The organism is Mangrovibacterium sp., assembly GCF_041596335.1.
GTDB lineage: Bacteria > Bacteroidota > Bacteroidia > Bacteroidales > Prolixibacteraceae > Mangrovibacterium.
Window position 1 is genome coordinate 17,584 of the sequence record NZ_JBFHIT010000056.1, and the last position, 12,475, is coordinate 30,058.

Below are 12,475 nucleotides of genomic sequence, written 5' to 3' on the forward strand. Positions count from 1 at the left end.
TGTTATTTTTTCTGTTAGATAATTTTATGACATTCTGACTTCCAGTGTAAGTGAATTATTATAGCTTTCCCAATCGGTATCTGAGATTTGCTTATGGATCGTTACAAATAGCAGTACCAATCCCGGTTTTTCGGGTGTAAAAGTAAACACACCATCCTGATCAGCATGGATATTATTCTTTCTCACATTCTCAATATCGTAAAGATCCGCTACTTTTTTCTGGATGTAATGATCATCGTCGTAAGCCACAACAACCCGCGCATGTGCCACCTTCTCACCATCCTGATATACCTGAAATTTGTATGGTTGATTTACTTTCATCGTATTTGGCGATGACAAGGGGATGATTTCAACACCTTTGTTTAGTGGCTTTGCCATGTAATTGGGCAAGCCCTTGCAAACGTAGGTGTCGGCACCACTAAAATATTGAAGTGTAATCTTCTTCCCTTTGACAATTAATGTGTCTTTTGAGAAATACTGTTTCCCTTCGATAGTTTCCACCCCTCTGTATTTGGGACCTTTCCTCTGTGCAGCATTAATTCTAAAAGTTCCCGACCCGGTGATTGCGGGTTCCAAATAAACCGCAGCACTTGTTTCGGCACTGGGTGAAATTGTCGTTTGATTGCCTGCTCCGTCGATTAGATAATAAAATGGGGACTTCATGGCAAAATCGGCTTGGAACGGATCTTCTGTAAATGACGATTCAACCTGAAAGCGGTTGTGAAGTATTGTGAATTGATTGGGTTTCAGGAAGGGAACATGCGAGCTAAATACTACTTCTGCGATGACTAGCAGGACAATAATCCGAAGAGATTTCATTTATAATTGATTAACCGTAATTAAGAAAAAACACCTTTATTTTGTACTCCTTTTTGTCACAAACAACAATTAAGTACGTTTCCCAGACTCCCGAAACGAGCCGGATAGACGGATACTTTTGAATAGCCGCCGCAGCTAAACAAGCGGCCTTTTCAGTCCACCTTACTTAATCTTCACCGGGATTCCGGAAACCAGCAGGTAAACCGAGTCGGCAGCTTTCGCGATGTGCTGGTTCACCCACCCCTGAAGGTCGGCAAACTTGCGGGCTGTTTCGTGTTCGGGATGAACACCCATGCCCAGCTCGTTGGTCACCACAATCAGTTCCATATCTTGCCGAATGAAATTTTCCCATTCGGCTTTAGCTGCTTCAAGCGCTTGGTCGAGCTTGTAATCGCTGTCGTGGAAGAAATTGGTGAGCCACAGTGTCACACAATCCATCAGCACTACTTTACCACTGAAATCATGTTTCGAAAGTTGCTTTTCTTCCTCTACATTTTCCCAGCGTTCGTCGCGGTCGGCCTGGTGTCGCTTTACACGCTCGGCAAAGTCTTCATCCCAAATGCGGGCTGTAGCCAGGTAAACGGGCCTGTTGCTTTTCGCCTCCGCCATTTGCTGTGCAAAACTGCTTTTGCCTGACCGGGCGCCTCCGGTTATGAGTGTTATTGTTGCCATTCTTTGAATTTCAGGTTTCGAGTTTAAAGGTCCATAAATAGTCGCGAGTAACAAGTCATGAGTATTGAGTTAATTGACGAAGGTTCAGCAGTCTTCATTTTCAACTACAGAGTTTCATGGAGAAAAAACTGAACACCGCGACTGATCACTGATCACTTTTTATCCACCGTGCAGGAGCAAACGTCTTTCACATAACGCCAGCTGATGGTGTCGCCGGCTTTTACAGTCTGTAGAATTGCCAATGTCGGTTTATTTCCATTTACAGTGTAATACCAGGCCGTCTCGCCGCGCACACCTGTTACCTCGTTAATTGAAGTAACAAACACATACGCATTTACAGGATGAGTTTTTACATCAGCAGCATGCTGCAATGCTTCCATTGCAGTCATATTTCCGGTCCATTCAACTTGAATGGTTTCCGCCGCTTTTTGCTCTCCGTAATTAATTTCAACGGTTACAAATTTGGCTTTCCCGGCAAAAGCTGAAAGGCTAATCAGCACAAAAAGCACGAAGCTTGAAAATAATTTGGTCAGTTTCATTTTGGCTATTTTTTATTCGGTATTGAAACAGAAAAACTACCCCCAAAATAATGGGGGTAGTATCGGGTTGAGAATCGACTAAAACTAATCGAGGAAGATTGTCATCGTTGGTGCAGCACCTACTGTTTTAGTTTCCTCATAGGTTCCGTCCGCGTCATAAATCTGCATGGTTCCTTTTGTGGTGCTGCCATTACTTACTAATACATAAACTTTTCCATCATTCGGATTCACTGAAACACCGTTAACACCAGTGACACCGCTTACCAAAGCCGAAGCCTCAAATGATTTCGAAGCCACATCAAAAACCTGTACTCCACCAACCATATTCCAACTTGCATCATAAGCCGCGGCAACCACGTAAACTTTTGATTGATCTTTGCTTAATGCCAAAATTGATGCATATGATGTACTTACATTATCCAATTCATAAACCGTCAGTTCGTCGGTTGTGGTATTGATGTACCCCAAGCCTGTTTGGCTTGAAGCATATGAATAGGTGCTAACCAAAGCGACATAAAGGTTTCCGCTACTGTCTTTCACTAAATTACTAGAGACAGCCGGAGTCGCGATGTATGATATTTCTTCGGTAGAAAGATCCATCACTGCAATTGCTTGTTGGTAGTTCAACGCAACATACAATTTACCATTTGCTACCTGAATACCTTCGGGACCACCAGGGAGAGAGATCGTCTTCTCCACCGTTTTTGTAACTACATTGTATTTAACCAAATAAGAAACTGATGCGTCGGTCCACACACTTCCGCCCCAGCACGAGATGTACAAATAATCGCCATTCCCAACACAAGCCCGAGGTTTCACAATGCTGGTTGTAATCGTATCCTGAGCAACAAAAAGCGGATCGACTGCAATAATATTGTCCGGTGCATTATTCATCAGGTAAATACGATCCTCATATTCATAGGCGAATTCAGGTGCCGAAGTAATTTCAGCGTAGTTGTTTTGCAGCTGGTAGTAAAATTCGGTGATTTCATCCGCTTCAAAATCATACTTTGTAATCGACGAAGTAGCTTTTTCGTAGCCGCCGTAGTTCACGATGTAGGCTCCTTTTGTGAGTTCACTCGGGTACAAATCATCGTTGTCATTGTCGGAACAAGAGCTGAACAAGCTTATTGCTGCAAAAAAGAAAGGTAGAAGTTTAAAGAATTTTTTCATGATATGAGATTTATTTGTTTTTGTTGAAATTTAAATCAGTTGAAAGGGTGAAGCGAAAACTGCGACCCCACATGGCGTAATCGGGTTGATTTTGGTAGTCGTTATCCAGCAAATTATTGACCGCAAGGCTCAGTTTAAAATCCTGCTCTTTGATTTTAAGATCGCGTGACAAACCACAGTTCATCAGAAAATAGGAATCTAAAACCGTTCCGTTGGGGAACTTCGCACTACCGCTGTGATCGGCCAAACGCTCTCCGGTAAACGATGCATCTGCGAATGCAGACCACAATCCGTGTTTTGCTATCAGGTAGACAGTCGCCACGTGCTTGGGTACATAAATCAGCTGCTTGCCTACCAAACTTGTAATTTGATCTTCTTTGATTTCCGTTGGATTAAAAGAATAATTCAGCCGGAAATTAAAACTCATTTTACGTAGAAAGACATCCGTGTTCGATTGCAATTCAACACCTTGACTAATGACACGTGAGCGGTTTTCCGGTTCCCAGCCAATACTTCCGGGGCGCCATTCAATCCAATCTTCAACGTCCATATAAAAGCCATTCAATTTCACATCCGTTTGAATGGCAGCCGAACAATATTGGTACTGCAATCCCAATTCATAACTCATTCCTTTCTCCGGCTTCAAGTCCGGGTTCCCCAATTCGGGCCAAAAACGGTCGTTAAAAGTTGGAATGCGATAACTTTTCGCCAGGTTACCTGTGAGTTTCAGCACCGATAAATCCGTGATTAACAAGCGATACTCGGCTCCAAGTGAAGGCGTAAAAGGCACATCGAAGTTCGTTACAAGTTCCTGTCGAAGGTTTACGGTTAACTTCAAAGTTTTCAGCGGAGTATAAAACGACGACAGGTAGAAAGCAGCACTTTGCTCATGGTCGATTACGTCCGATGAATAGGCATATACATCAGGTTTAATGTATTTATATTTTGCTCCAATTTTGTATCCGAAGCTCGAATGAACATCTTGTTTGGCTTCAATCTCAGCGATCAAACGATCTGTTCCAATCTTCTGTTCTCCGTTATTGTCGTACACCTGCATATCGTGTACAAAGCCCAAACCACCTTTATACTGGAGTGCATGCCGGCGATTTTCGTATTCCGACCAAATACGGATATGCTTGTTATCCAGCGTTTCAGACGGAACATTAGGATGCGAACTCATCAGCGCCTGCACCTGATGCCAGTCATGTTCAATCCAAACGGCCGTTTTCCACCATTCTTTCGAACTAAACCGGTAATTCAATTCCTGAATCAACCCCATATTCTCGATCATCGCATTCTCCTGATCAAACTCCTTTCCATCGCTAGTTCTGGTAAACGGGAAATCATTCTTCAGCATGAAATAATACAAACGAGTAACCGACTCGAATTTTCCATTGCCAAGAAACACTTTGGCTCCGTATAGTTGCTCACCAAATGATCCTTCTGATGCTGTCGCTTTAACTCGGGCTCCATCCGTCCAGTTGCCATTTAAGCCGAGATAGGCAGCACCTCCTATCGATCCTGATCCGTTTACTGCAGACGAAGAACCGTATTGCAAATCGAAACTATCGAACAGGTAAACCGGCACACTCGAAAAATCGGTTTGTCCCAGCGTTAAAGAGTTGATATTGATTCCGCCAAAATTTACTGAAGTATGATCGGCTGCGGTACCGCGAATCCGAATGGAAGACAGACCTCCGGCATTTGATTTCAAATAGATAGGTGCAAAGCGCGAAAGCAATTGATCGAGCCCTGCCGACTGAGCGATCTCGACCTGACTGGCAGGAATGGACTCCATTTTGGCACCGGCCTGGTACTTTTTGTAGGGAGCATAGGTTGCCACTTCATGCAGTAAAACAGAATCAGTAACAAACTCGTCTTGTGCATTTACTACGCCCGAAAGCAGAGCCAAAAGACCTGCGAATAAAAAAAACCTTCTCATTTCTTAAAAAGAATATGAGCTGCGGATAAAATTGTGAAAAATAGTGGATACAATAATTTCACCAGCTTTATTCCCGAAGCTATTGTTAATACTTAAAATGATTAGGCAGGTCTTCTGGCTCACCTCTCTTTCTGATGCCTTCCCATCTCGTTTGTTTCGAAACAGTGGCAGGGGTTCAGAAAGAATACTCGAGGTTTACAGCTGCGGGTACAGCTCCGGAATTACACCGGATTCCCTTTTCATCCGGATCATGTTGCCATGATCGCTGGAACCAAATCCGCGACAAAAGTAGAAATAATTTTGTTGGGGGATTCTTTTTTTCTGAAATTCAGTTGAAATTTATATTTGACAGCGAAATTACCATGCTCCCGAAAGACCGTTTTCCAAGGCCTGGTTGTAGTTATCCAAGTCGAACGAATACAAGTATGGAGCTTTATAAGCTACGCCGGTTCTCCGTTCCGACAAACGCTTTAATATTTTATAGCTCAATACTTTGCGCTGAAAGTTCCTGCGATCAAGTTCACATCCCAGGATTGTTTCGTAGAGCTTCTGAAACTCGGGCATGGTAAATTTTTCGGGCAGCAAATTATAACCAATCGGTTGGTAGCGCAATTGTAAACGCAATGTTTCCAGCGCGGTTTCCAGAATTTCATTGTGATCCATCATCAGCCTTCCTACTTCCTCAATGTTCTTCCACTCACACCGATCTGAATTCAAATCGGGAATCGGATGTACTTTCGAAAACTCGACCAACGCATAAAAGCCCATCGAGACGAAACGTTGGTTCAGCCACTCGTAACTCTCCGGGTTGATCCCTTCCCGATCCAGGATTTCCTTCTGAAAACTTGGATTCACACGATTTGGGTCACTGAAAACCCGGAACTGGGTTAAAAAGATCTTTTCAAGTCCGGTTCGCACTTGTAAAATGCGTGAAGCAGCAGCTTCGATCGCTTCAGTTGGCTTTACAAAACCACCGGGCAGACTCCACAAATCAATGTATTTCGACTTAAGCAACAACACTTTTAGTTGGTTCTCGTGAAAACCAAACACAACACAGTCGACCGAAAGATGTGGCAAATACAAACTCGATGGACAATTCAGTTCGTTGTCTGTGATCGTGAGCATGTCAATTAGATAAGTTTGGCTGAAAATAAACATTTTCAGCAAATCCGAACACAAACGATTCGCGAATTCCGAATCAACGGTTTTTCATCATTTTTTCGCTAACCAAAAAAACAACCGGTTTTCCGGAATAAGGGTTCGTACGGGTTATTACCGGCGTATTATATACTTTTTCGATCGTTTCGAAGGTTAACACATTCTCGGGATCGCCCTGCATAATTATTTTTCCTTCCTGAAACATAATCAGTTGGTTACAATATTCGGAAGCCAGGTTCAGATCGTGAATAACCATAAGCACAGTTAGCCCCATTTCGTCATTCAGTCGCTGAAGCAGGTTCAAAATACGAACCTGGTGAGTAATATCGAGGTGCGAAGTAGGCTCATCGAGCAGGAGCAATTCCGGCTCCTGAGTTAAAGCACGGGCAATGGCTGCACGTTGCTGCTCACCCCCACTTAGCTCGGTCATCAGTTTATCTTTATGCTGAATGACGCCGGTCAATTCCATATATTTCCGCGCAATTTCAAGGTCGTTTTTAGTCTCGAAAAACTGAAAGCGGGAATGGTAAGGCAAACGCCCCATCAACACGTAATCTTCAACTGAAATTTGGCCTGCATCAACCGTTTGAGTTACAATAGCGATATTTTGAGCCCGCTTCTGTAAACTCATTTTTTTCAGGTTCTTACCATCCAACCTAACTTCGCCGGAGAGGGTTGCAAGCGCTCCGGTAACACCCCGAAACAGGGTGGTTTTTCCCGATCCGTTTGGCCCGATAATACCGGCAAACGCACCGCGTTTCAAACTAAAACTAATGTCCGACAAATGAAATGACGGGTAGCCACAGGAGAAATTCGCTATTTCGAAGAAGTTTGCGCTCATACCAGTGTCTTTTTACGGCTCATCATCAGGATGAAAACAACCCCGCCAATGATACCGGTGATTACGCCAATTGGCAACTCGTTGGGAGCAATGATGGTTCGGGCAACAACATCAGAAACAATCAGAAACGATCCTCCGAGCAGAAACGAACTAACCAGCAAAATACGGTAGTCGGAACCAAAAATAATGCGCAGCAAATGCGGAATGATCAGCCCCACAAAACCAATTACACCGGCCACCGAAACACAAATTCCGGCTAATAGCGAAGCAAGTAAAAACAACACCCGAACAGCAACATTGGTATTAATTCCCAGATGCAAGGCTTTTTCTTCGCCCAAACGCAGGGCATTCAATGCCTGAACAAACAGATAGGATAGCGCCAGAACAACCAAACTTGAAATCAGTGTAAACCAGATCAAAAAAGTATCGGGTTCGTCCAACGAGCCCATGATCCAAAAAATAATTCCATGCAGGTTTTCACTGGTACTTACCGACATCAAAAACATCATTGCCGACGAAGCTACAAAGCTCACCATAACACCGGTGAGCAGCATACGCTGTATGTTAATGCTTCCGCTACGCGAACTAATGGTGTAAACCAGAAAGATGATGAGAAAAGCGCCAAGAAAGCCGGAAAGCGGCAGCACAAACGAACCTAAACTGAGGTGCAACCCAAATACAATTGTAATTGCTACGCCCAGCGAAGCACCACCGGAGATTCCGAGAGTGAACGGCTCAACCAGCGGATTTCGGTAGATGCCTTGCAAAATAACGCCTGCCAGGCTGAGCGATCCGCCAACGGCCAGGCCCAGAATTATGCGCGGTAACCGAACCTGACGAACCAACATGTACTCGATGCTCCGTGAATCACCATTGCCAAAAAGCATTTTAACAGCGTCGGTAAGACTAATCTTCAATTCGCCTGATGTCATGCTCAGAGCGACTGAAAAAAAGAGTAGCGCCAGCAGCCCAACAACAGCCAGCATCCATTTCAGGTATTTCGGATTATCTTTCAAGTTCCAGGTTTCAAATTTCAAACTATCGCAATTACTAATCATTAAAACTCTATTCCTTTCCGACTGGCAATTCCCTGGTCGAACGGATGTTTTATTTTGTTGATTTCACTAACATAATCGGCGCGCTCAATCAGCCGATCAGTAGCCCCTCGTCCGGTTAACACCAACTCGGTTCCTTCCGGCTTTTGGTCTATGAAGTCCAAAAGTACATCTTCCCGGAGGAAACCATCACGAACCGTGATCAGAATCTCGTCCAGGATCAATAAATCGGGTTTAGCCGTTTGCAAATAGCCCGACAAATAAACCAATGCTTCAGCCACCTGTTTGCTCAACACCTCGGGAGTCACGTCTTTGTTGAAATGCGGATGGCCATCAGTAAATCCCATCACAGTCGCCCCCAAAATTTTCAGGCTGTCAATCTCATGATACCCATACAATTCGGGGCGTTTCATAAAGTGAGCGTAAATCACTTTAAAGCCCTGCCCCAAAGCACGCGCCGCCAAACCAACCGAACAGGTTGTTTTTCCTTTTCCTGTTCCGGTGTATATGTGGACTAATCCTTTTTTCATTTCTTTTTAGTGTTCAGATATGAGTCGTGAGTAATGAGACAGAACCGAGTTCAAACTACAAACTCATTACTCACGTTTCAAGACTATTTAATTGTAGATCAACCCGATCATTTCCTCCAGTGCATCCGTAAAGTCGAGCGGAGTTGGGCTGCAGGTCTTTTCCGAATCGAGCACAAAAATCCTTTTGTTTTGTACCGCTTTCAGGTTTCGGTACCTCTCCCACTTTTCTTTTTCATCAGCGCTCACCGAGCCCATCAGAATGACAAAAATAATATCGGGGTTACGCACTAAAACGCCTTCGCGGGTAATACTACCAATCGACAAATCGGAAGCAATATTTTCGCAGCCCGAGAAATCGATAAAATCTTGCATAAAGGTATTTGGAACTACCGTAAAAAGTGGGTTTGCACCAATTTGCATGAATACAGTAGGCTTAGAGCTCTTTTTCGGAACAGTCGCTATTACCTTTGCCAGGCGCTCTTTCGATTCGGCTACCAGCTTTTCGGCCAAGGCTCTGCGCCCTATTTTATCACCAAGCCGAAGCATATAGTCACACATTTCGGCATACGATTTCGGATACGGAAAATACATCACTTCTACCCCAAGCTTCTCGAAAGTGCTTGAGGTTTCCGGGTTCGTCAGGGAGCTGGTGAGCACCAGGTCTGGTTTCAGTGTTAGTGCCTTTTCCAGGTTTACTTTTACAGCCGAAGCCACCACTTCTGCGTCATCCGGGTTTTTCAGCGTACAAAAATTGGTGCAGCCAACCAGCAAATCGTCGGCTCCAAGCATATACAGACTTTTGGTGAGCGAGGGTGCCAACGAGATAATTCGCTGAGGTGTCTTTGCCTGTCCGGCTATTGCCAACAGGGCAAAAAACAGTACTAGGTATTGTTTAATTCGCATCATCAGTTTATCGATAAATACCAATGTTTGTTCTCGAAATATATTTCACCGGTTTTCATATCAACCGGATGCTGAAAGATTGGACCATCGATGACAAAACTATGGAACTCGCCGTTTTCGGCACAAATATCCACGCCGTCCATAGCTTCCAGCTCGGCAATCATTTGAGCATCAAAAATACGCCCCAGATAGGTTTTGGGGAGCGGTTCGTTGCGCACGGCAACCACCAGCGGGCGGAATCCTTCGATCACCAACTCGCGAGCCAGCTCATTTGTACTGTCGCCCCAGATCGGGAAAAGTGCTTCAATGCCCATCTCGTGACACACCCGTTCAATCCAGGTTCGGTGTTCCATCAGGTAGATGTCGCCGAAAACACCGGCTTCGAGCCCTTCATTTTTTAACTCAGCAATGGCTGCTTTAAAATTTTTCTCGTAGTTTTTGCCGTCGGTTTCCTGTTGAATGAGTCGAATACCCATTGCTGCTGCTTGTCGTTGCAGCAGTTCCTTTTTCAATCCGTGCGAGCGGGACAGCTGCGTATCCCGGTCACACATGTTCAGCAAGCCCAACACCCGGTGGCTGCCGCCTTTCAATGTGCGGTGCAGAGCCAGCATACAATCTTTGCCACCGCTCCACGAAACAAATACATTCATGTGTAGAATCAATTATGGTTCCGAAGAAAAACAATGGAAGGAATGGCTATTCCAACGATCTTTTTTCCCCGAAGATCCGGTTAAAAATGTTGTTTTGCGGCAGGTCTTCTGGCTCACCTCTTTACTGATGCCTTCCCATCCCAATTAATCCGGACAGTGGCTGAAGTTCAGCAAAACTTTCGAGGTTTACAGCAGCGGGGACTGCTCCGGATTTCCACCGGATTCCCTTATTAAGGCAGCTATTTCATTTTAAATTGAAGTAGCAAAGCCACCGAAAACTGCCGTAAAAGTAGAAAATTAAATCGGATTGAAGATCGTACCTCTACAATACAAACGGAATGTTCATCGAACTATACGTATTTGCAAATCTGAGAATTCAGTAGGTGGCACAGCTAGGATAAAACACAAAATACATATCAACTTACAATTGTTTTTGATGCGATTGCCCAACCAGAACGGATACTTTGACGGCGAAAATTTCTCTCAAAATGATAAAACTACGTAGCCCTTCTTTAATCAAAATGCGAAAACGACCAATTTACAAAAACAAACACTTCCTGATTAACAGCCATTTAACCACCTAATCCGAATATGGCACAGCAATTGGCTATAAAAGATCGGTTACGAAGAATGAATGACGCGCTCAAGAAGTGGAATGATTGAAGCGCTTAAGAGATGGAATGAAAGAGGAATAAAACCAAGAAAACTAAAGAACATAATAATGAATAGAAAAAAGATCAGTACATTAATTATCACCGCAGTTGTATTGCTTGCCGTAATTGTTGGCGGAGTATATTTTCTGTGTTGTGCAGCAATTTCTGTCCCTAATCACAAACTAACATAAAACAAAAACAATGCTGGGTACGTATCCAGTACTTTAACGACCAACTTCTGCATTTTGATTTTAAAAGTGTAAGTGTGAAGCAATATCGTTTAATTAATCTTACGAATTAACGACAACTAATAACACTCAACACTACAAATGCAGCAGCGGTGAATTCGATTTACTAACGTTCGATGTAATAAAACTGAGGTAAAAACATTTTAATGTTTCTCTCAAAATGATCAAACCATATCGTTCAGTTTTAATCATTTTGAGAAACAGAGATAGGGCAACGACACAAACAGGCATTGATATTCAACAACTTACAACAAACCTACCTTTTTGGCACATCAATTGGCTGTAAATGGTCGGTTACGAATCAAAAAAAAGCGCTTAAGCAGTGGAATGATTGAGTGTTTTATGAGTAGAAGAAAAATGAGCTTGATAGGTGGAATGATTGAGCGCTTAGGAGTTGGAATGAAAGAGATAATAAAACTAAAACCGTTTTAACGAAATAAGATTATGGAAAAGAAACAAATCAGAACAGTAGGCATTGCGGCAGTTATTTTAATTGCAGTAATCATTGGCGGGGTATATAGTTATACTCAGCAGCAAGCTCAAATTAAGTCGCTGACAGCTGAAAAATCAGAACTCTATCAGCAAATGGCAGGGCAAGACTCATTGTTGAATGATCTGGAAGATACATTCACCGAAATTGAAAGCAACCTGACTTTCATTAAACAAAAACGAAGCAACCTGTCAATTGAAACGCAGGAAGGCAAAAAAAATAGGAAACAAGAATTAGCAGCCGACGTCAGCCTGATGAATACGATGCTGGAAGAGAGCAGTAAAAAGATTGAAGAATTGGAAGCCCGTTTGAAAAAATCCGGCATCAACCTAAAATCGTTCGAACGTAGAATAGCTGCGTTGAACGAAAGTTTGGAAGTACAAAACACTCAAATCGCGGAATTAAAGCAAATTATTGAAGAAAAAGATTTTACCATTTCCGATTTTGAAACAAAGGTCGCCGAGCTAAATACTGCGATGCAAAAGCAAAACGATGCGCTGATGCAAGAATCGCAACGCCTGCTTGACCAAACCGACGAAATGAACACCGGACATGTGGCATACGGCACCTACAAAGAACTACGCGACAAAGGATTGTTGGCCAAAGAAGGTGGTTTCCTGGGATTGGGTTCTCATAAAGTGGTGAACAAAAATCTCGATGATGAATATTTTACCAACTTCGATATTCGCGACACCAAACTAATTCCGTTGCATGCACAAAAAGCAAAAGTAATCTCCGATCATCCCAGCGACTCGTACTCGATGGTTGAAGAGAACGGGCAAATTGCCTACCTGCAAATTGA

General features: G+C 43.4%; 12 protein-coding genes and 2 riboswitches. Of the genes, 1 reads left to right on the forward strand and 11 read right to left on the reverse strand.

Going from position 1 to position 12,475, the window contains the following annotated elements; genetic code table 11:
- Nucleotides 1-24: 24 nt before the first annotated feature.
- The 11 genes from ABZD21_RS16130 to ABZD21_RS16180 form a co-directional block, all read right to left on the reverse strand.
- Complete coding sequence (locus ABZD21_RS16130; RefSeq protein WP_372776123.1) at nucleotides 25-819, reverse strand: DUF4198 domain-containing protein; 795 nt, start codon at nucleotides 817-819, stop codon at nucleotides 25-27.
- Nucleotides 820-981: 162 nt separating this feature from the next.
- On the reverse strand, nucleotides 982-1,491 hold the full coding sequence (gene cobU / locus ABZD21_RS16135) for a bifunctional adenosylcobinamide kinase/adenosylcobinamide-phosphate guanylyltransferase (RefSeq protein ID WP_372776124.1): 510 nt from the start codon (nucleotides 1,489-1,491) through the stop codon (nucleotides 982-984).
- A gap of 152 nt (nucleotides 1,492-1,643) precedes the next feature.
- Nucleotides 1,644-2,030: a DUF4430 domain-containing protein gene (locus ABZD21_RS16140; protein WP_372776125.1), complete on the reverse strand. Its 387-nt coding sequence runs from the start codon at nucleotides 2,028-2,030 to the stop codon at nucleotides 1,644-1,646.
- Between the two features lie 84 nt (nucleotides 2,031-2,114).
- Complete coding sequence (locus ABZD21_RS16145) at nucleotides 2,115-3,203, reverse strand: hypothetical protein (RefSeq protein WP_372776126.1); 1,089 nt, start codon at nucleotides 3,201-3,203, stop codon at nucleotides 2,115-2,117.
- 10 nt (nucleotides 3,204-3,213) lie between these two features.
- On the reverse strand, nucleotides 3,214-5,145 hold the full coding sequence (locus ABZD21_RS16150; RefSeq protein ID WP_372776127.1) for a TonB-dependent receptor: 1,932 nt from the start codon (nucleotides 5,143-5,145) through the stop codon (nucleotides 3,214-3,216).
- A gap of 86 nt (nucleotides 5,146-5,231) precedes the next feature.
- A riboswitch (cobalamin riboswitch) is annotated at nucleotides 5,232-5,436 on the reverse strand.
- A 66-nt stretch (nucleotides 5,437-5,502) separates the two neighbouring features.
- On the reverse strand, nucleotides 5,503-6,270 hold the full coding sequence (locus ABZD21_RS16155) for an NUDIX domain-containing protein (RefSeq protein ID WP_372776128.1): 768 nt from the start codon (nucleotides 6,268-6,270) through the stop codon (nucleotides 5,503-5,505).
- Between the two features lie 73 nt (nucleotides 6,271-6,343).
- Nucleotides 6,344-7,144, reverse strand: coding sequence for an ABC transporter ATP-binding protein (locus tag ABZD21_RS16160; protein ID WP_372776129.1), 801 nt, complete (start codon nucleotides 7,142-7,144; stop codon nucleotides 6,344-6,346).
- Nucleotides 7,141-8,202, reverse strand: coding sequence for a FecCD family ABC transporter permease (locus ABZD21_RS16165; protein ID WP_372776130.1), 1,062 nt, complete (start codon nucleotides 8,200-8,202; stop codon nucleotides 7,141-7,143). Before ABZD21_RS16165 ends, ABZD21_RS16160 begins: the two co-directional genes overlap by 4 nt.
- On the reverse strand, nucleotides 8,202-8,729 hold the full coding sequence (locus tag ABZD21_RS16170; RefSeq protein WP_372776131.1) for a cob(I)yrinic acid a,c-diamide adenosyltransferase: 528 nt from the start codon (nucleotides 8,727-8,729) through the stop codon (nucleotides 8,202-8,204). The genes ABZD21_RS16165 and ABZD21_RS16170 overlap by 1 nt, the downstream gene beginning before the upstream one ends.
- 87 nt (nucleotides 8,730-8,816) lie before the next feature.
- A complete protein-coding gene (locus tag ABZD21_RS16175) occupies nucleotides 8,817-9,635 on the reverse strand; it encodes an ABC transporter substrate-binding protein (protein ID WP_372776133.1) in 819 nt (272 codons plus the stop codon).
- A complete protein-coding gene (locus tag ABZD21_RS16180; RefSeq protein WP_372776134.1) occupies nucleotides 9,635-10,282 on the reverse strand; it encodes a diphthine--ammonia ligase in 648 nt (215 codons plus the stop codon). The genes ABZD21_RS16175 and ABZD21_RS16180 overlap by 1 nt, the downstream gene beginning before the upstream one ends.
- An 80-nt stretch (nucleotides 10,283-10,362) precedes the next feature.
- Nucleotides 10,363-10,573, reverse strand: a riboswitch (cobalamin riboswitch).
- 1,054 nt (nucleotides 10,574-11,627) lie between these two features.
- On the opposite strand from ABZD21_RS16180, the gene ABZD21_RS16185 reads away from it, so the two are divergent.
- Nucleotides 11,628-12,475, forward strand: an 848-nt coding sequence (locus ABZD21_RS16185; RefSeq protein WP_372776135.1) for a hypothetical protein, incomplete at its 3' end; no start/stop codon positions are given.